Source organism: Desulfovibrio simplex (assembly GCF_055387835.1).
In genome coordinates, this window is sequence record NZ_AP042377.1 from 3135672 (window position 1) to 3156897 (window position 21226).

At 60.9% G+C, this 21226-nt stretch carries 10 protein-coding genes; 1 reads left to right on the forward strand and 9 read right to left on the reverse strand.

Annotated features, from left to right (window positions below; translation table 11 throughout):
- Positions 1-178: 178 nt before the first annotated feature.
- The 8 genes from rpsO to ACZ5DH_RS12835 all read right to left on the reverse strand — a co-directional run bounded on the left by rpsO (position 179) and on the right by ACZ5DH_RS12835 (position 9299).
- A complete protein-coding gene (gene rpsO, locus ACZ5DH_RS12800; protein WP_414999764.1) occupies positions 179-442 on the reverse strand; it encodes a 30S ribosomal protein S15 in 264 nt (87 codons plus the stop codon).
- Between the two features lie 48 nt (positions 443-490).
- Positions 491-1393: a tRNA pseudouridine(55) synthase TruB gene (truB, locus tag ACZ5DH_RS12805; RefSeq protein WP_464256560.1), complete on the reverse strand. Its 903-nt coding sequence runs from the start codon at positions 1391-1393 to the stop codon at positions 491-493.
- 276 nt (positions 1394-1669) lie between these two features.
- A complete protein-coding gene (locus tag ACZ5DH_RS12810) occupies positions 1670-2692 on the reverse strand; it encodes a DHH family phosphoesterase (RefSeq protein ID WP_464254639.1) in 1023 nt (340 codons plus the stop codon).
- Positions 2679-2969: a DUF503 domain-containing protein gene (locus tag ACZ5DH_RS12815; protein ID WP_464254640.1), complete on the reverse strand. Its 291-nt coding sequence runs from the start codon at positions 2967-2969 to the stop codon at positions 2679-2681. Before ACZ5DH_RS12815 ends, ACZ5DH_RS12810 begins: the two co-directional genes overlap by 14 nt.
- Positions 2970-3717: 748 nt before the next feature.
- On the reverse strand, positions 3718-6789 hold the full coding sequence (infB, locus tag ACZ5DH_RS12820) for a translation initiation factor IF-2 (protein WP_464254641.1): 3072 nt from the start codon (positions 6787-6789) through the stop codon (positions 3718-3720).
- A complete protein-coding gene (locus tag ACZ5DH_RS12825; RefSeq protein WP_464254642.1) occupies positions 6782-7051 on the reverse strand; it encodes a YlxR family protein in 270 nt (89 codons plus the stop codon). The genes infB and ACZ5DH_RS12825 overlap by 8 nt, the downstream gene beginning before the upstream one ends.
- The gene (nusA, locus tag ACZ5DH_RS12830; protein ID WP_464254643.1) at positions 7038-8387 is read right to left on the reverse strand and encodes a transcription termination factor NusA; all 1350 of its coding nucleotides are present in this window, start codon (positions 8385-8387) and stop codon (positions 7038-7040) included. The genes ACZ5DH_RS12825 and nusA overlap by 14 nt, the downstream gene beginning before the upstream one ends.
- A gap of 102 nt (positions 8388-8489) precedes the next feature.
- The gene (locus ACZ5DH_RS12835; RefSeq protein ID WP_464254644.1) at positions 8490-9299 is read right to left on the reverse strand and encodes a ribosome maturation factor RimP; all 810 of its coding nucleotides are present in this window, start codon (positions 9297-9299) and stop codon (positions 8490-8492) included.
- A gap of 481 nt (positions 9300-9780) precedes the next feature.
- Between ACZ5DH_RS12835 and ACZ5DH_RS12840 the strand changes: the two genes are divergently transcribed.
- Entirely contained in the window at positions 9781-11352 is a 1572-nt protein-coding gene (locus ACZ5DH_RS12840; RefSeq protein WP_464254645.1) for a methyl-accepting chemotaxis protein, read from the forward strand.
- Between the two features lie 275 nt (positions 11353-11627).
- Here ACZ5DH_RS12840 and ACZ5DH_RS12845 read toward each other — a convergent pair whose 3' ends face one another.
- Positions 11628-21218: a VCBS domain-containing protein gene (locus tag ACZ5DH_RS12845; RefSeq protein WP_464254646.1), complete on the reverse strand. Its 9591-nt coding sequence runs from the start codon at positions 21216-21218 to the stop codon at positions 11628-11630.
- Positions 21219-21226 lie beyond the last annotated feature (8 nt).

Below are 21226 nucleotides of genomic sequence, written 5' to 3' on the forward strand. Positions count from 1 at the left end.
ACTTTGAAAGTGCTCTCGCGACTGTGTGAGCAGTCGCCCGCCGCCAAGGTGTAAACGCGGCTTCAGCCGTTGCTTTAGCCGTTGTGCGCTGTTAAGCGCCGAGGCGAGCGTGTTTTAAACATCTGCTCCAAGTGGCAAGGGGGAAGCCTCAGGCTCCCCCCCCTTGCAGCCAAAAGCCTTACTTGCGCAGGCCAAGCTTCTCGATCAGCGCGCGGTAGCGCTGAATATCGGTCTTCTTCAGGTAGTTCAGAATATTGCGGCGACGGCCAACAAGCTTCAGCAGGCCCGTACGGGAGTGAAAGTCCTTCTTGTGCTCTTTGAAGTGACCGGTGAGGTCTTCAATACGGGCAGTAAGCAGGGCAACCTGCACTTCGGGGGAGCCGGTGTCGCCTTCGTGTTTGGCGTGGGCGTCAATGACCGCTTTCTTCTGATTTACATCCATTACCACAGCAGTTCTCCTTGAGTAAGGCTGTTACGGGCGTGATGGCCCTTAGTTCCAAAGTCCCCGCAACACGGCCCAGCAGGGCCCGGCGGCTGTAACTTCGCGTTTTGCCAGGGCCAGGGCCTGGCCCTGTTCCATCAAAAACGCGAGGTCTTCGCCGTCGCCGTCGCCAGCTTGTGGCGTCCGGCAGGGCACAGCGATGCCGTTGCGCACGCGGGCGGCTTCTTCCAGCGTCAGATTCACCCTGGGCCAGTGCGGCAGCGCATCCTCCACAGGAATGACGCAGCCAGGCAACAGAGTGGGATCAGCCGTGAAGTCCGCCGGATCGCGGGCCACATCGAGGCCGAAGGGGTGACTATACTCCCGGGTCAGTTCCGTGAGCACGGCTCCGCAACCAAGTCGCTTCCCCAAGCTGTGGGCCAGGGAGCGTATATAGGTGCCGGAACTGCATGCGACCCGAAAGCGCACAAACGGCAGGCTTGTTTCAAGCACGTCCGCCTGTGAAATTTCCATGCGTTTGATCTTCTGCGGGGCTTCAAGCCCCTTGCGGGCCAGCTTGTACAGGGGCTGGCCCTCATGTTTTGCGGCAGAGTAGGACGGAACGGGCTGCTCCGTCAGATCAAGCCAGGCCGCCACCTCGCGCCTGACGTCTTCTACGCTGATGTGCTGCCAGGGGGCTTCTTCAAGAACCTGGCCTTCGATATCCCAGGTATCCGTGGTCTGCCCAAGGCGCAACACGCCGCTGTACACCTTGCCGCCCCCGGACAAAAGGTGCCCGGAAAGCTTGGTGGCCTGCCCCAACAATACCAGCAGCACGCCGGAAGCCAAAGGATCCAGCGTGCCAGCATGGCCGATTTTTTTCTGCCCAAGCCTTTTGATGGCTGTGAGGCAACGGGCCGAGGTGGGCCCGGAGGGCTTGTTGAGCACAAGTACGCCGTGCTGCTGGGGCAGGGCATATGCCTTGCCGTCCCGCGAGGTTGCGGGAATGGCGGCATTGCCTGACCCAGAGCCGGAGTTGCGCTCCGGCGTGCTGGAAGGTAATTCCGGCTGGTCCTGACTGCGGCAGAACTGTGCTAGTGTATCTTTATTGACCATACGCAAGTGGCAACCATATCCTCTGCTCTGCTATAAGTCAAAAGATATGGCCGGCAACAGCGGGTTATTTTGGCCTGGCGCGCTGTCGGGCTTCTTTTTGTGGGCGGATTACGCCGTGCGGCGTCATGCGCGCTATCCATCCGTGTTTTTCAAATTGTCAAGATAGAGGCCGATGTGGTCCAGCAGCTTTTGACCGGCTTCTTCCAGCGGCATGCGCAGGGTGCCCCCTGCTGCGTTGAAATGCCCGCCGCCGTCCAGATCTGCGGCAACGGAGCGCACGTCGATATCGCCATAGGAGCGGAGGCTGAACTTGCACAGCTGCGGGCTGTCTTCGCGCAGCAGTGCCGCAACCTTGACGCCGTGCAGGCGGCGCAGCTGCTCCACAAAGCCTTCCATATCCTCCTTGAGGGCCTGACAGCGGCTCAGGTCTTGCAGCCGCACCTGGCAAAAGCTCACCTGCCCGTCATGCGTCACGCGGGAGTTTTCCATAAGCAGTCCCCACAGACGCCAGCGGCCAAGGCTCCAGTTATTGTCCAGCTGTTCCCGCAACCAGGGCAGGTTACAGCCGTTTTTGACCAGATGCGCGGCCAGCGAGAGGACATCGGCGCTGGTATTGCCGTGGCAGAAGCCGCCCGTGTCTGTTATGAGGCCCAGGGCCACGGCCAGGGAAAGATCGCCGGTAAGGGGAAGCCCCGCCGCCAGGGACACGTAGGCCACAAGCTGCGCCGTGGCGGCCGCTTCGGTTACTACCCAGTTATCTCTGCTGCCCATGCCGTCGCCGCCAAGGTGGTGGTCAATATTCACGCTGTCGAGCTGGGGCAAGAGCCCGGCCAGTTCAGCGCCAAGGCGCTCCGGCTCGCCGCAGTCGAGCAGAACCGCGCACCGGGGAGTGAAAGGCGGATGCTCGAGGGTTGTGTGCACCACGGCAGGCATGGGGAAAAAATCCAGATACCCAGGCAACCTGGGGTTGGCGTAGAGCATGAATTCCTTGCCCATAGCACGCAGGATGTGCCCCACTGCGGCAACGGATCCGGCGGCGTCTCCATCGGGGTGGACATGGCCCGCCACGACAATCTGGTCCATCTGGCTCAGGGCCTCGGCTATCTGACGGGCCTTCTTCACGTAAGGCTCGGGTATGGCATTAGTCTGCTGCATATATTTCCACCTGACTTTCCACCATTTCTTCCGGGCAGACGGCCTCCATCATAAGCGCGCACTTGTCCATGCGGCTGCGTAAATGCCCTTCGTTGTTGGAAATGGAGACAACGGCCAGACGCAGGCTGCTCAGGTTGTTTTCTGTGCCTGCTTCCGCTATGGCCACGTTAAATTTATTGCGGGTTTTTTGTTTCAGACTGTTGGCAACGCGGCGCTTGGCCTTGAGATTGTCGTTGCCGTGCAGGCTGAATTCCACTGTGAGTACTGCCATGAACATGGGTATATACGTATTTCGCGGCTCGGAGGTGGCCGGTTGATTTTGGCGGATTGGGCTGCGGTGGCCCGCAGATGGGGCCGTTCTTGGGAGCAGCGCAAACCCGAAAAGGAGGCCGGATGCTGTCCGAGGCGCTTCGGCCAGGTGGCCGGTCATTGCGGCAAAGGGCATTAATGCTGGCCGGAAATAGGGCCTGTTGGGAATGGTATCTGTTGGCGATAGATAATGCCAGCATTTTCAGCTTGAAATGCCCAATGGGCCATGCGTGCGGCAGCCAGAACACAGTAAAAACCGGGGGAAGAAAAGCCTTGTGCTGGCCTTCCTTCCCCCTGAAGAGTTCATTCTTCAATTTCCACGCAACGGCCTTCCGGGCTGTTCCCGTAGCGTGGAAGCCATACAGGCTTTACAGCGTCGCGGCTTCTTCAACCGTTTCGAAAGCTTCGATGCGGCAGCCCTTACGACGAAGGCGTTAGGGATGGCGACAGCAGATGCGTGGTGCACCCGCTGCGCCCCAATTTTCTACAGCGTCGCGGCTTCTTCAACCGTTTCGAAAGCTTCGATGCGGCAGCCCTTACGACGAAGGCGTTAGGGATGGCGACAGCAGATGCGTGGTGCACCCGCTACGCCCCAATTCTCTACAGCGTCGCGGCTTCTTCAACCGTTTCGAAAGCTTCGATGCGGCAGCCCTTACGACGAAGGCGTTAGGGATGGCGACAGCAGATGCGTGGTGCACCCGCTACGCCCCAATTCTCTACAGCGTCGCGGCTTCTTCAACCGTTTCGAAAGCTTCGATGATGTCGCCAATTTTGACGTCATTGAAGTTTTCAAGGCCCACGCCGCACTCATTGCCCTTGACCACTTCCTTGGAATCATCCTTGAAGCGCTTGAGGGAAGAGATCTTGCCCGTGTAGACCACCACGCCGTCGCGCAGCAGGCGTACACCGGCATTGCGGGCGATTTTGCCGTCGGCCACATAGGAGCCGGCGATAACGCCGACCTTGGGCACGCTGAAGGTGTCGCGCACCTCGGCCTGGCCGAGGTAGACTTCGCGCTGCACCGGAGCGAGCATGCCCGTCATGGCGCTCTTGATATCGTCCACCAGCTTGTAGATGATCTCATAGAAGCGGATATCCACATTCTCGTGTTCGGCCACGTCCTTGATCTTGGATGTGGGCCGCACGTTGAAGCCGATGATGATGGCCTGCGAGGCCGAGGCCAGCAGAATGTCGGATTCTGTAATGGCGCCGGTACCGCCGTGCACCACGTTGATGCGCACTTTTTCGGTGCTCTGCTTGAGCAGGGCTTCGGTGATGGCTTCCAGGCTGCCCTGAACGTCGGCCTTGAGCACGAGGTTGAGGGTCAGAGTTTCCTGATCGGACTTGCGCTGCGACAGGAAGGTTTCCAGGGTCACGCGCGATTCCGAAGCGAGGTCGCGTTCACGCTGCTTGATGGCGCGCGAGTCGGCGATGCGGCGGGCCAGCTTTTCGTCGCTGACCACAAAGAATTCCTCACCGGCTTCCGGCACGCCTTCAAAGCCCTGTACTTCCACAGGCAGCGAGGGGCCGGCGTCCTTGACCTTCTTGCCCTGATCGCTCATGAGGGCGCGCACACGGCCAGAGAAGGGGCCGCACACGAAGTTGTCGCCCTGGCGCAGGGTACCTTCCTGAATAAGCACGGTGGCCACAGGGCCGCGTCCCTTGTCCAGCTTGGCTTCCACAATGTGGCCGCGCGCAAGCTTGTCGGGATTGGCCTTGAGTTCCATAATTTCGGCTTGCAGAGCCACCATTTCCAGCAGTTCGTCCAGACCCATGCGGGTCTTGGCCGCCACCTTGGCAACGATGGTGTCGCCGCCCCATTCTTCGGCCTGAAGGCCCAGTTCGGCGAGCTCGCGCAGGACGCGGTCCGGGTCGGCCCCGGGCTTGTCCATCTTGTTGACGGCCACCATGATGGGCACGTTGGCCGCGCGCGAGTGGTTGATGGCCTCGCGGGTCTGCTCCATAACGCCGTCGTCGGCGGCCACCACAAGGATGACAAGGTCCGTCACCTGGGCGCCACGGGCGCGCATGGCCGTAAAGGCTTCATGGCCGGGCGTGTCGAGGAAGACGATTTCCCCACGCTTGGTTTTCACGTGGTATGCGCCGATGTGCTGCGTGATGCCGCCAGCTTCGCCGCTGGTGACATTGGTTTTGCGGATGGCGTCAAGCAGCGAGGTTTTGCCGTGGTCCACGTGGCCCATGATGGTCACCACGGGCGGGCGCGGCTTGAGGCTTTCGGGCGCGTCCACTTCCTTGGGGGTCAGGTAGTCGTCTTCGGAGAAGCCGACCTTTTCCACTTCATAGCCGAATTCGGAAGCGACCAGAGTGGCCGTATCAAAGTCCAGCGCCTGGTTGATGGTGGCCATGACGCCAAGGCCAAAGAGAACCTTGATGATCTCGTTGGCTTTGAGGCCCATCTGATGGGCCATGTCGGCCACACGGATGGCTTCCGTGACGCGGATTTTACGCTTGGCGGCCTTGAGCGGCTGCGTGGCCATGGCTGGCGCGGGCTTGCCGCCCTTGCGACGGCCCTTGCCGCGGCTCAGACGCACGCTGTCGTCATCGTCACGGCGAACGGAATCACCCTGCTGAAAATCAACGGTGCGACGTCCCTTGAGGCGTTTTTTCTTGCTCTGGCCATCGCGGCTGTCCGTGGGCGACGCGGGCGCAGCCTGCTGGCCGAATCCACCGCCGCCGGGACGTGGGCCGCCGGGGCCGGCCGGCCGCGGGCCACCAGGGCCAGCGGGACGAGGCCCGCCGGGGCCCGCCGGGCGGGGAGCGCCAGGACGCGGGGGTCTGCCGGCATTGTCGCCGCGCGGGCCGCCGGGACCGCCAGGGCCCGAAGCGCCGGGGCCGCCAGCGGGCCGTGCGCCCATGGGACGCGAGGGACGTTCCTGCTGGCTGCCGGGAGTAGGTCTGGATATGATGCGCACCTGGGGCGCGGCGGCAGGTGCCTGCCCGCCTTCAGCCCTGGGAGCGCGGCGGGGCGCGCCATCGGCGTCATCGGCATTGTCGGAATCTTTCCAGGCTTCCGCGCGGGCTTCGGGGGCACGCTGGGGCAGGGTGGGCGCGGACGAACCTTCAGGCATGGCGGAAGCGTCAGGGCGCGCCACGCGGGCGGCCTTGGCCGCTTTTTCAGCCTCACTCTTTTCCTGGGCCTTTGCAGCGGCCTTTACTTCGGCTTCATCAGCGGCACGGGCGGCAAGCGCAGCGGCCACGGGTGAAACTTCGGGAGCCTTGGGCTTGGCTTCCACCACAGGCTCGGGCTTCTTTTCTTCTTCGCCAGGGCGGCTGATAACGCGGGCCGCAGAAACGACCCTGGCTTTGGTGGCCTTGGGCGCGTCGGCGGTCTCGGCCTTTTTGGCCACAGCCTCGGCTTTTTCAGGAGCTTTGCGGGGGCTGGCAGCCGGGGCTTCAGCCTTGGGCGCTGGTGCGGCTTCGGCCACAGCAGTTGGGCTTTCGACTTCCGCAGGCTTTTCCGCGGCTTCGGGGGCGCTCACTTCCTTGACTGCGGAAGCTGTTTCCGCGGTTTCAGGAGCATCGGCCTTGTCAGCATCCTTACGACGACGACGCACGATGACGTTGGGGTGAGAGCCGGAACGCTCGGCATCCGCCTGTTTTTGTTCGGCAAAATGTTCGCGCACGCGTGCCGCCTCCTCAGTGCTCAGGGAACCAGCCATGCTTTTGGCCGACGTGCCCAGCTCGCGCATAACACGCAGCATGTCCTTTTGGGGCACGGCCGGAAATTCCTTGGCAAATTCCGATACTTTAATTTTTTCTTCAGACATGTTTACCCCCCTTGCGCCGTGTTCCGGGCCTGAACTTGGCGAACCTCGCCGCGCATACGGCATCGGAACAGAGATACCAGCCCCTGCCAGGTCTGGTCTTTTCAGCGTCAATAGTCAAAATTCCCTGGGCCGTCAGTACATGGCGGGTCAACTGGGCCTTGGCGAAGCGTCGGCGGCATATGATGCACATGCGTACCGGCCCCTGCACGGTCTCAGCCGTGTTCTGCCCATCCACCACGACAGCGCCCCTAAGCCTGCGCATCCTCGTCGGCGTTGCCGTCAGCCTTGTCCTGGCCGGAGTTCTCATCAGCGGAATGCACCTTGCCCAATTCAACAGCAGAGGATTCGGGCGTGCTTTCCACCACCGGAGCCAGGAAGTTGATGGCCGAACGCAGGTCGGCAATACGGGACGCGCTGATGGTCAGCTTGTCTGAAAGCTCCTGGTCCGTGGCCTGGCGCAGCTTGTCAAGCGAGCTGAATCCCGCGTCAAGCAGAGCCTCAATGGATACTTCGGCCACACTGGCCACCTGCTCAAGACCGTGCCCGATGGCATTGGCCTCGTTGTAGCGGGTCTCGGTAAATATATCGACTTTCCAACCCAGAAGCCTGGCCGCCAGTTTGACGTTCTGCCCCTTGCGCCCGATGGCGTTGGTGAGCTGATCGTCCGGCACGATGACTTCGAGCAGGTTTTCTTCTTCGTCCACGACTATGCGCGATACCAGGGCCGGGGCCAGGGCATTGCGGGCGTAGGTGGCTATGTCGGCGCTCCAGACAACGATGTCGATGCGTTCGCCGTGCAGTTCCTGCACGATGTTCTGGATGCGCGAACCGCGCACGCCAACGCAGGCGCCGACCGGGTCAACGTCACGCTCGCGCGAGAGCACCGCCACCTTGGCGCGGGAGCCGGGGTCACGGGCCACGCCCATGATCTGCACAACGCCGTCGTCCACCTCAGGCACCTCACGGCGAAAGAGAGCGGCCATATAGTCGCGGTGCGCGCGTGAAATGACGACCTGCGGGCCGCGGCCCTCCTGGCGAACCTCGATAATGAGGGCCTGCACGCGGTCGCCGCGCTTGTAATGCTCACGCGGGATCTGTTCTTCACGTGGCAGAATGGCTTCGGTGCGGCCCAGGTTGACCACCCATCCGCCCTTGTCGCGCCGCTGCACGATGCCTGAAACGATTTCGCCCAGGCGGTCCTTGTATTCGCTGTAAATGATTTCCTGCTCAGCGTCGCGCATGCGCTGGATGATGACCTGCTTGGCGGACTGGGCCGCGATGCGCCCCAGGTCTTCCACCTTGACGCGGAAGCCCATTTCGTCGTCCACCTGAACGGAAGGATCGTGGGCAAGGGCTTCGGTGAGTTCAATCTGCGTGTCAGGGTTGGCCACATCGCCATCGGCCATCACGATTTTGAACTGGTAGACCTCAATATCGCCCGTTTCGTCATTGTAGGACACTTCCACGTCCATATCTTCGCTGAAGCGGCGCAGCACGGAGGTGCGCACCGCGTCTTCAAGCGTATCAATGAGCATGTTGCGGTCAAGGCCCTTGTCTTTGCTGATCTGGTCAATGGCCTTTTTGAGTTCAAGATTCATGAGTGCCTCCGGCTGCCGCCCAGGGCGGCGTAAAATCGCTTGTTCCGGCTGCGGCGCATGGGCCGCCCGTAACTGCCGCGCAGCGCGGCTTTCGGGCCTGCCTCAGCTGGCCGTATGATCGTTATCGGCAACGCTGTTGCCCGTCTTTTTGCCTGAAGCGGCCTTTTTTTTGGCCGTCTGTCCGCCCTTGCCCGCAGGGGCGTCTTTTCCCCGGGGTTTATTGCCAGGTTTTTTGCCCGGCTTTTGCGGCTGCTTGAAAATATACATGCGTGTGGCCCGGCGCACAGAGCTCCAGGGAAGAAACACGGGAGGATGGTTTTCGTCCTCCACGTGGCCTTCGGGGCTGATGGCAACGGGCGCGAGCACAAAGCCCTCTTCTTCCACAGCCGTCAGCGTGCCGCGCCAGATGCGGCGCGGGCCGCCGTGGGCCGCCGGATCGGTGGAGGCCACTGGGGTGTGCAACCGTGCCTCGACCACGTCGCCCACATAGCGGGCCATCTGCTCAAGGCTGAAAAACAGCCGGCTCAGGCCCGGCGTGGAAACTTCCAGCACATAGGCGTCGGGGATGCTGTCTTCCACTTCCAGCGCAAGCGCCAGATGGCGCGAAATTTCTTCGCACTGCTCAATGGTGGCTGACAGGGGGGCGGCTGGAGCGGAAGCGTCGGAAGATTCGTCAGGACGATGGTCTGATGGCGCGAAGCCTTCGCTGACGCCAGCGGCGGACAAAACGGCCGTGCCGCCAGGGGCTGCCTGATGCTCGTCTGCCTGGGGCGCGGTAGGCACATCCACAAAGAGCCGCACAAGGGTGCGCCCGGCGCGGGCTATCTCCACCCCCCAGACAACGAGTCCGAGGGAGTGAACCACGGGTTGGGCCAGACGTATGACGGTTTCTCTCAGGGCTTGATCAGTCATTCTTTCCTTTTGTGCGGGGCATGGACCGTCGCAGGGACAAAAAAAAGGGGGCCTATTCAGGCCACCCCGCTGGAACTGCGTTCCGCATCAGGATGTAGTGGCGACAGGTGCTGTCGTCCACTTTGAATGCATCCAACTAGCTCACCATATGGAACTTGTCAAGACTTTCGCGCCAAAAAGAAAAACTTGTGTTTTGCATAAAAATAAAGAAAATTGGAAAAACGCCGTAACTACAGTATGATAGGAAGCTTTCGCAGTAAAGTGCGAAGTGGTATGCTATGTGCGCGCCGTTGGGACCTGTCCGGTGGACGCAGTGCTTCTCTTATTGTAATTTTGTATGCAGTCCCGGGCTCCAAAAAAACGTATCCCTCATTAAAAACAGTGGAAAAATTTCTTTCTCAACCGTGTGTAACAGTTTATTTGTGAAAAAAGTAATTTATTAAATAACGATTGTCGTATCCTTACCTATATGGGAGGTCTCATGTCGCCGCATCATAAAATATGGGGTCTGGGCTTGTCGGCTCTGGCCGTTGCCACCGGTATTGTTTGGGGTATTGGTCTTGTGACCGGAGCGGCGGCAGCCCCCCTGTGGGGAGTTGCGGCGGGCGGATTCGCCGTACTGCTTGTGATGGGCCTGGGGGCGCGGCTGATTTATGGCGGGGCGTTTCGGGCTCTGACGATCTTTTTGCGCGGCGGCTGCGAACCGGGGTCTTCGGGCCGGTCTTCATGCTGTACCGGGCCAGGGGACTCTGCGGAACTGAAGGAACTGTATGCGGCCGCTGAAAAGCTTGCCAGCAAGGCATGCCACGCCAGCGGCGTGCTGCACGGCATACTCGGCGGCATGCCCCTGCCCTATCTGCTGGTGGACGTTAACGAGCGCGCAACCCACACCAATCAGGAATGCCTGGATATGCTCGAGATCGACGGGCCGGTGGGGGCCTGCCTTGGCAAGACCCTGGCCGAGCTTTTTTACAATGATCCCGGCCGCGAGACTGCCGTGGGCAAGAGCATCCGCCAAGGCCAGAACTTTCGTAATCTTTCCGTGACAATAACGGGGCACAAAGGCAGGCGCATCGACGTGCTGGCCAATGTTTTTCCCGTGTATGACGAGCACCGGACCTGCCTTGGCGGCCTGTGTCTTTATGTGGACATGACGGCCCTTAAAAAAGCCGAGCAGGTCATTACCGAGAAGAACCAGCGCATGGAAGCGGCGGCGCTGGAGCTTGAAAAATCGGTGCAGGAGCTTGCCGCCATTGCCGAAGGGCTGGTGGCCGGCATAGGCCGCTCGGACAATGACACGGCCCGTGCTTCGCGCCTGCTGGGCGAGGTTGCCACGGCCATGAATGAAATGACCGACACAGTGCGCGAGGTGGCGCAAAACGCGGCCAACGCCTCAACAGCCTCGACGCAGACGCGGGACAAGGCGCATGAGGGCGCTGCGGTGGTGCGCAACGCCACGCAGAGCATTGAGGAAGTGCACGAGGTTTCTATGGCTCTCAAGAGCGATATGGTTCTTTTGAACAACCACGCGAAGGCCATTACGGAAATTATGAATGTTATTTCAGATATAGCCGACCAGACCAACCTGCTGGCCCTCAATGCCGCCATTGAAGCCGCCCGCGCAGGCGAAGCCGGGCGCGGCTTTGCGGTGGTGGCTGACGAGGTGCGTAAACTTGCTGAAAAAACAGTAAGTTCCACCAATGATGTGGGCAACGCCATCAATGCCATTCAGCAAAGCACCTCAAAGAGCATGGCCTCAATGGACAATGCCGTGAACCAGATTGAGCAGGCCACTGGTTTCGCCGGAGAGTCTGGCCAGGCGCTTGACGCCATTGTGGGGACGGTGGAAGACACCACGGGCAGAGTCAGCGCCATTGCCGCAGCCAGCGAGGAGCAGTCCGTGGCCAGCGAACAGATCAACCGTTCCATCGTCGAGGTCAATGATGTTATGGAGGGCACTGCCAGGTCAATGAAAGAGGTCAGGCATGAGACGGACAAGCTGGTGGCGCTCACGCAGCGGCTGGCGGATCTGACCGGGCGATTGAAGGAATAGCCCGCGCGGCAGGATTTTTATGACATACATACGCAGTGAAGGCCGGGGAAAGATTCCCGGCCTTCACTGGTTTTTGCTGTCTGCGAAGATGCAGCGCAGAGAACCTTTGCAATGGCGCGTTGCCTGGGCGACGCGGTGTTTGGAATCCCCGCTCCAGAGCCGCATGCCCTTTGTACTCTACTAGAGCAGATTACCTTTGAAATGCTTCACATTTCAAAGTTTTCACTCAGCCGAAAAATGCGACTTGCGGTACACTTTTTCAAAGTTAAAATGCTCTAGTGGCCGTTCTGCGTCAGGTGCTGCAACACGGCCATCTGGTCGGCTTCGCTTTCCATCATGTCCGCCCCTGGGGGCGAGGTGGCAGGGGTGGTGGCGGCCTGAGCTTCCTGGCTTTGCGGTTGCGGGCTTGTGCTCTCGGTCTGCGCCTGAGTCGGCTGTTCCGGAGATGCCGCCATGGCGTCGTGCGCCGCAGCGTCGGCGGCGTTCGCCAGGGCTCCCGGGTTCTGCGTTGCTATGGGGAAGAGGCTGTCGTCCTGCAAGGCCTGGGGCTGTGCGCTGTTTGCGCCGCCGGTTCCTTGTGCGGCGGGGGGCAGGGCGTCTTCAATGTCAATGATCAGGGGGCCGGTTTGGTCGTGCATGAAGCTGTCTGCCAGTTCTTCATCCAGGGTGTCGATATGCGCGGTGGGGGCGTCGGTTGCGGCCGCGGCGTGCTCTGATTCCGCGTTGCCCGTGCCCGTGTGATCCACATCTGTGCGCGTGGTGTCTGCATGTATGGCGTCCGTGTGTTCGGCATTAGCGTTGGCTGCATTGGCGTGCTCCGCATCCGTGTTCGCCGTATCCTTGTGTGTCGCATCCATACCCGCGTGCGCCTGTTCCTGGGCGCTGTCCTCCGCCGTGGAGGCAGTATGGGTTTCAGCGGGGGCATGTTCCGCAGTTTCCGGCGTGGCTGCGGCTGCGGGAGTGTCGCTCTGGATGTTTTCGTGCCCGGTTTGCGTACTGTTGTCGGCCACTGGCACGCTCTCATTGGAGTCGGCATGGTGGGCAGCGTCATGGCTGCTCCGGGCGGCGGCGTTGTGGTCTTCTGTGGCAGCCTGAAGCTGCTCATGGTTGGCCGAAGCGTTCGCTTCATCGGGGGCAAAGAAGAGATGCATGGCGCTCGTGCCCTGCATGAGGGGGGCCTCTCCGGAGCCGTGAATGGTCACGGTTACGGTGCTTTGAGCTGCGCCGCCATGCCCGTCAACCACGGTGACGGTGAAGACTTCGTCAAGCGTGTCACCGTTATTCAGGGCCTTTACGATGGCGGAGTCCTTGTTCAGCACATAGGTGTATGATCCGTTGGGGTTGAGATAGAAGGTGCCGTACTGGCCTTCTGTGGTCTGGGGCACGGCCCTTGGCGTGTCCGACCTGTCCGGGTCAGCCATGACAAGCTGGCCGTACATGGCGGCAACGTCGTCTTCTGAAACGGAAAGCTGGGATGGCTGGACTGTCGGCGCGTCATTGGAACCGACGATGGTGATGGTCAGCGGGGTGACCACGGACTTGAGGCCGGATGTGACTTTTACCATAAAAACGTCTGTGGAGGTTTCGCCTTCACCGAGTTTTTGGCTTTCACTTATGCCCTGAGCCGAGAGGTTATAGGTATATGTGCCGTTGCTGTTGAGGGTAAGCGTGCCGTACTGCCCTTGCGGGCTGCTTTGCAGCGAGAATGTGGCATTGGAAAATTCGGGCACCAGCAGGTTGCCCAACAGGCTTGTTGCGCCGTCAAGCACTGTAGTGAGGCTGATGCTGCCCAGCAGCCCTCCTGTAATGACGATGTCAAGAACGTTGCTGGCGGTTGCGCCATGCTCGTCCGTGACTGTGTAGGTGAATTTATCCGTGAGTGTGGCTCCCAGTGTAAGCAACAAAACAGACAACAGTCCAGTGTTAAGGTTGTAGACATATGAGCCGTCAGCATTCAGCGAGAACGTACCGTATTTGCCATGCACATGCGGCTGCGCGATAAAGGTGACATTGTCGCTGATGATATTGTCGAGCGTGTTGTCCGGGTCCGTGGGCGTGGGCAGTTTGCCGTAGAGTTTGTCCGTTGCATTGTTCATGCTCATCGTGGCGGAACCAACCGAAGGCGCGTCATTGGTGCCGTTGATGGTAAAGGATATCGTGCGCGCGGCGATGCCGCCGTGCCCGTCATTGGCTGCCACGGTAAACGTTTCCACAAGCTGTTCGCCATGCCCCAAACCCTGCACGGCAGGCAGGCTGTTGTTGAGCGTATAGACGTATGCGCCGTTGCTGTTGAGCACAAAGCTACCGTACAGTCCGGCCATGTTCTGCGCCTGAAACACGGGAGTGTCGCCCAAATCCACATCCGTCACCGTAAGCGTGCCGGAGGACGTCAGGATGCTGTCTTCCTTCAAGGGCGTTGTGACAACGGAACCAATGACGGGATTGTCATTGGTTCCGTTGATCGTAATGGTCATGGTGCTGGAGGCTGCGGCGCCGTGCTGATCCTTGACCGTATAGGTAAATGTTTCGGTGAGATGTTGCCCCACGCCAAGCTGCTGGACGACCGGCAGGGCGTTGTTGAGCGCGTATGTATAGCTGCCGTCCGCCTGCAGGGTGAAGTTGCCGTAGAGTCCCTGGGTGGAGGCCTGGGACAGGAAGCTTACCGTGTCGCCCGTGTCCACGTCCGTGGGCGTGGGCAGGGTGCCGCTGATGCTGGGAACATCTTCATTGATGCTGGCTACGGCGGCGCTGACCTGCGGTGCGTCATTGGCGCCGTTGATGGTGATGATGATGGTGTTTGAGGCGGTAGCGCCGTGCTGGTCCGTGACCGTATAGGTGAAGGTTTCAGTGAGATGTTGCCCCACGCCAAGCTGCTGGACGACCGGCAGGGCGTTGTTGAGCGCGTATGTATAGCTGCCGTCCGCCTGCAGGGTGAAGCTGCCGTATTGGCCGGGAGCGTTGACCTGGGGCACGAAGTGTAGACTGTCGCCCGTATCCACGTCCGTGGGCGTGGGAAGAGTGCCGCTGATGCTGGGACTATCTTCATTGATGGATGCCACGGCGGCGCTGACCTGCGGTGCGTCGTTGGCGCCGTGTATGGTGATGGTGATGGTGTTTGAGGCGGTAGCGCCGTGCTGATCCGTGACCGTATAGGTAAATGTCTCGGTCAGTTGGCTGCCAACGCCAAGCTGCTGGACGACCGACAGGGCATTATTCAGCGCGTAGGTATAGGTGCCGTCCGCCTGCAGGGTGAAGCTGCCGTATTGGCCGGGAGCGTTGGCCTGAGGTACAAACTGCACCACGTCACTGGCGTTCACATCCGTGGGTGTGGGCAAGGTGCCGCTGATGCCGGGATCATCTTCAAAGATGCTCGCAGTGGCGGCGCTGACCTGCGGCGCGCTGTTGGTGCCGTTGATGGTGATGGTGATGGTACTGGACGATGTGGCCCCATGCTGGTCTGTTACGGTGGCGGTGAATGTTTCGAAAAGCTGGTCGCCTACACCAAGCTGCGCCACCGCTGGCAGGGAGTTGTCGAGGGTAAAGGTGTAGCTGCCGTCAGGCTGCAGGGTGAAGGTGCCAAACTGGCCCACCGTGTTCTGCGCTATGTACTGCGGTACGTCGCCCGCATCCACGTCTGTGGGCATGGGCAGGGTTCCACTGACGTCCGTGAGGTTATTGGGGACAAAAATGACGGCGGCGCTGACCTGCGGTGCGTCATTGGCGCCGTTGATGGTGATGGTGATGGTATTTGTGTCCGTAGTACCGTGCTGGTCCGTGACCGTATAGGTAAATGTTTCGGTCAGGTGTGCGCCTACGCCAAGCTGCTGCACTGCGGCCAGGGCGTTGTTGAGCGCATAGATATAGCTGCCGTCCGCAAGCAATGTGAAGCTGCCGTACTGGCCCTGAGCATTGGCCTGGGGCACAAAGTGCACGCTGTCGCCAGCATCCACGTCCGTGGGCGTGGGCAAGGTACCGCTGATGGCCGCATCATCCTCATTGATGGGCGCCACGGCGGCGCTGACCTGCGGTGCGTCATTGGCGCCATTGATGGTGATGGTGATGGTGTTGGTGGCGGTAGCGCCGTGCTGGTCCGTGACCGTATAGGTGAATGTTTCAGCGAGTTGGCTGCCAACGCCAAGCTGCTGGACGACCGACAGGGCATTATTCAGCACGTAGGTATAGCTGCCGTCCGCCTGCAGGGTGAAGCTGCCGTACTGGCCGGGAGCGTTGGCCTGGGGCACGAAGTGCGCGCTGTCGCCAGCATCCACGTCCGTGGGGGCGGGCAGGGTGCCGCTGATGGCGGCATCATCTTCATTGATGTTGGCCACGGCGGCGCTGACCTGTGGTGCGTCATTGGCGCCGTTGATGGTAATGGTGATGGTGTTGGTGGCGGTAGCGCCGTGTTGATCCGTGACGGTATAGGTGAAGGTTTCGGTCAGTTGAGCGCCAACGCCAAGTTGCTGCACTGCGGCCAGAGCGTTGTTGAGCGCGTAGGTATAGGTGCCGTCCGCCTGCAGGGTGAAGCTGCCGTACTGGCCGGGAGCGTTGACCTGGGGCACAAAGTGTACGCTGTCGCCAGCATCCACGTCCGTGGGCGTGGGCAAAGTGCCGCTGATGCTGGCGTCATCTTCATTAATGGACGCGACCGCCGCGCTGACCTGCGGATTGTCATTGGTGCCGTTGATGGTGATGGTGATGGTGTTTGACGCCGTAGCGCCGAACTGATCCATGACGGTAAAGGTAAAGGTTTCGGTCAGTTGGCTGCCAGCGCCAAGCTGTTGGACGACCGACAGGGCATTATTCAGCGCGTAGGTATAGGTGCCGTCCGCCTGCAGGGTGAAGCTGCCATACTGGCCGGGAGCGTTTGTCTGGGGCACGAAGTGCACGCTGTCGCCCGTATCCACGTCCGTGGGCGTGGGCAAAGTCCCGCTGATGCCGGGATCATCTTCATTGATGGACGCGACCGCCGCGCTGACCTGCGGTGCGGTATTGGTGCCATGAATGGTGAGCGTTATGGTGCTGGACGTGGTTGCTCCATGCTGGTCTGTTACGGTGGCGGTGAACGTTTCCGTAAGCGTGCCGCCTGTGCCGATCTGCGCCACCGCTGGCAGGGAGTTGTCGAGGATAAAGGTGTAGCTGCCGTCAGGCTGCAGGGTGAAAGTGCCAAAGTTGCCAGCAATGGTCTGCGCTATGTACTGCGGGATGTCGCCCGTATCCACGTCTGTGGGCGTGGGCAGATTTCCGCTGACGCTGGTTTCATCATTTTGAATAAAGATGACGGCCGCGCTGACCTGCGGGGCGTCATTGGCGCCGTTGATGGTGATGGTGATGGTGTTGGACGCCGTTGCGCCGTGCTGATCCGTGACGGTATAGGTAAAGGTTTCGGTCAGGTGGCTGCCCACGCCGAGTTGCTGGACAGCGTCCAGGGCATTGTTGAGGGTGTAGGTATAGCTACCGTCCGCCTGCAGGGTGAAGCTGCCGTACTGACCCTGAGCATCTGCCTGGGGCACGAACAGCATCACGTCATTGGCGTTCACATCCGTGGGCGTAGGCAGGGTGCCGCTGATGCCGGGATCGTCTTCAAAGATGTTCGCAGTGGCGGCGCTGACCTGCGGCGCGCTGTTGGTGCCGTTGATGGTAATGGTAATGGTGCTGGATGATGTGGCCCCGTGGGGGTCTGTTACGGTGGCGGTGAATGTTTCGGAAAGTTGCTCGCCCGCGCCAAGCTGCGTCACCGCAGGCAGGGAGTTGTCGAGGGTAAAGGTGTAGCTGCCGTCAGGCTGCAGGGTGAAGGTGCCAAACTGGCCCACCGTGTTCTGCGCTATGTACTGCGGGATGTCGCCCGCATCCACGTCTGTGGGCATGGGCAGGGTTCCACTGACGTCCGTGGCATCACTGGGGACGGTGATGACGGCCGCGCTGACCTGCGGGGCGTCATTGGCGCCGTTGATGGTGATGGTGATGGTGTTGGACGCCGTTGCGCCGTGCTGGTCCGTGACAGTATAGGTAAAGGTCTCGGTGAGATGCGCTCCCACGCCGAGTTGCTGGACAGCGTCCAGGGCATTGTTGAGGGTGTAGGTATAGCTACCGTCCGCCTGCAGGGCGAAGCTGCCGTACTGGCCGGGAGCATCTGCCTGGGGCACGAACAGCACCACGTCGTTGGCGTTCACATCCGTGGGCGTAGGCAGGGTGCCGCTGATGCCGGGATCGTCTTCAAAGATGCTCGCAGTGGCGGCGCTGACCTGCGGCGCGCTGTTGGTGCCGTTGATGGTAATGGTAATGGTACTGGACGATGTGGCCCCGTGGGGGTCTGTTACGGTGGCGGTGAATGTTTCGGAAAGCTGGTCGCCCGCGCCAAGCTGCGCCACCGCTGGCAGGGAGTTGTCGAGGGTAAAGGTGTAGCTGCCGTCAGGCTGCAGGGTGAAGGTGCCAAACTGGCCCACCGTGTTCTGCGCTATGTACTGCGGGATGTCGCCCGCATCCACGTCTGTGGGCATGGGCAGGGTTCCACTGACGTCGGTGGCATCACTGGGGACGGTGATGACGGCCGCGCTGACCTGCGGAGCGTCATTGGTGCCGTTGATGGTGATGGTGATGGTGTTGGACGCCGTTGCGCCGTGCTGGTCCGTGACAGTATAGGTAAAGGTCTCGGTGAGATGCGCTCCCACGCCGAGTTGCTGGACAGCGTCCAGGGCATTGTTGAGGGTGTAGGTATAGCTACCGTCCGCCTGCAGGGTGAAGCTGCCGTACTGGCCCTGAGCATCTGCCTGGGGCACGAACTGCACCACATCTCCCGCGTTCACATCCGTGGGTGTGGGCAGGATGCCGCTGATGCCCGCATCATCTTCAAAGATGCTCGCAGTGGCGGCGCTGACCTGCGGCGCGCTGTTGGTGCCGTTGATGGTGATGGTAATGGTGCTGGACGATGTGGCCCCGTGGGGGTCTGTTACGGTGGCGGTGAAAGTTTCGGAAAGCTGGTCGCCCGCGCCAAGCTGCGCCACCGCAGGCAGGGAGTTGTCGAGGGTAAAGGTGTAGCTGCCGTCGGGCTGCAGGGTGAAGGTGCCAAACTGGCCCACCGTGTTCTGCGCTATGTACTGCGGGATGTCGCCCGCATCCACGTCTGTGGGCATGGGCAGGGTTCCACTGACGTCGGTGGCATCACTGGGGACGGTGATGACGGCGGCGCTGACCTGCGGAGCGTCATTGGTGCCGTTGATGGTGATGGTGATGGTGTTGGACGCCGTTGCGCCGTGCTGGTCCGTGACGGTATAGGTAAAGGTCTCGGTGAGATGCGCTCCCACGCCAAGCTGCTGGACAACCAGCAGGGTGTTGTCGAGTATGTAGGAGTATGTGCCGTCCGCCTGCAGGGTGAAGCTGCCGTACTGGCCGGGAGCATCTGCCTGAGGCACAAACTGCACGCTGTCGCCCGCATCCACATCCGTTGGAGCGGGCAAAGTGCCGCTGATGCCGGGATCATCCTCGTTGATGGAAGCGACCGCCGCGCTGACCTGCGGGGCATCGTTGGTGCCGTTGATGGTGATGGTGATGGTGTTGGATGCTGTGGCGCCGTGCTGGTCCGTGACGGTATAGGTAAATGTTTCGATGAGTTGGCTGCCAACACCAAGCTGCTGCACTGCGGCCAGGGAGTTGTTGAGCGTGTAGGCGTAGCTGCCGTCCGCATGCAGGGTGAAGCTGCCGTACTGGCCGGGAGCATCTGTCTTGGGCACGAACTGCACCACATCTCCTGCGTCCACGTCCGTGGGGGTGGGCAAGGTGCCGCTGATGCTGGGATCATCCTCGTTGATGGAAGCTGTGGCCGCGCTGACTTTCGGGGCGTCATTGGTGCCGTTGATGGTGATGGTAATGGTGTTGGAAGCCATGCCACCATGGTTATCATACACCGTATAGGTAAAAACTTCGGTAAGTTGCTGCCCCTCGGCCAAATGCTGGAGATCGGGCGCGGCGTAGTCAAGCACGTAGGTATAGTTTCCGGCTGCATCCACGCTGAAGCGGCCGTACTGACCGGGAGCGTTGTGCTGCTCAATGAAGTTCAGGGTGTCATTGGCATCCACATCGTGCGGCGCAGGCAAGGTTCCGCCCACAAGACCCTGATGCTCGGTCAGCGAGGCTGATGACGCCGCCACGGTGGGAGCGTCGTTGGTGCCGTTGATGGTGATGGTCAGTGTTTTGCTGACGTAGCTCTGACCGTCCGTAACGGTGAAAACAAATTGTTCTGTAAGCGTGTCGCCCTGGCTGAGCGCCTGAATTTCCGGGCGCGAGTTGTCCAGAACATAGCTGTAGTTGCCCTGGGCATCCACGGTAAGCACGCCGTATGCGCCCACACTGCCGGTTTGCGGCACGAACTGCGGCACATCGCCCGCGTCCACATCGTGGGGCGTGGGCAGAACGCCCATGAGCACAGGACCGTCCTCGTCCACCGAAGCAGTGGCGGCCGACACTGTGGGCACGTCGTTGGTTCCGTGTATGGTGATGACAAGATTGCCGGAGGCAGTGCCACCGTGTCCGTCATCCACCGTATAGGTGAACGTTTCCGTCAAAAAGTCGCCAGTGCCCAATTGCTGGACGGCGGGCAGGCTGTTGTCCAGCGTATAGGTATAAGTGCCATCGGCATTGAGGCTGAGGTTGCCGTACAGGCCTGCCGAGTTTGTCTGCGTCAGATACTGGGGGGAGTCGCCTGCGTCGATATCCTGCGGCGTGGGCAGCGTGCCTGTGGTGTGGTCCTGGTCTTCAAGTATGGAGGTGGCCGCGGAATCGACAGTGGGCGCGTCGTTGAGCCCATTGATGGTAATGGTGACCGTGTTGGAGGTGGTGCCGCCCGCGCCGTCGCCTACTGTGTAGGTGAATGTTTCTGTGAGTGTCTGGCCTGCCCCAAGGCTCTGTACGCTGGGCAGTGTGTTGTTCAGCTGGTATGAATAGGCGCCGTTGGCATCCACGCTGAAGGTTCCGTATTGGCCCGGAATGCCGCTTTGCGCCACAAAGGACAGGGTATGTCCCGCCGCGTTCTGCGGCATGGGGATCTGGCCGGCTACATCAGTATCGTCTTCGGTCAGACTGGCATGGGCAGCCACAGCGGTGGGGCCTGTGGTTCCTCCGCCAGTGCCTGGCCCTGTGCCTGGATCTGGCCCGCCAGACCCAGGGTCCGACCCCGGCCCCGTACCAGTGCCCGGCCCCGTACCTGTGCCCGTACCTGTGCCGGGGCCTGTGCCCGTACCCGTGCCAGGGCCTGTGCCCGTGCCCGAACCCGGCCCGGTACCTGAACCGGAGCCCGAACCCGGCCCGGTATGGAGCCCGCCGTCCAGCCTGCCGCCAAAGCCGCCAGCATGGAGGCCGCCAGCCCCGGTATGGAACAGGCTTTGCCCCACTGCTTCATCGTTATCCGCCCCCAGCCTGCCGCGACGCATCCATGCGTCGTTAAAGCCTAGGCCGTCCAAAGATTCAACGCCCTCATGAAGGTTGTCATGCCCATAGTCCTGAAAAGACGCGTTGCGCACATAGGCTATGCCGGGCTGGGGCATGCCCTCCTCGCCCAGAGAGGAAAAAAAGAAAGAAGGCGACATCTCTTTGCCATTGACGATGATGGCAGGGTGCGCCGCTTCCACCAGGGATGCCAGGGACTGACCGGGGCCAGCCACCGCGTACTGCATGCCGGATTGTGGCGGTGCCAGATAGTCCTCAAGAACCAGCCGGGAGCCGTCATTGCGTGAAAAGACGAGATTATAGCCTTCCAGTCCGACAAAAAGTCCTTTCATGGAAAAGTTCAGCTCAATGCGTGACTGGGGTGTAAAGCCTTTGAGCACTGTCTGAAGCCCTGGAGGGGGCATGTACAGGGGATGTGAAGCAAGCATACGCGCCT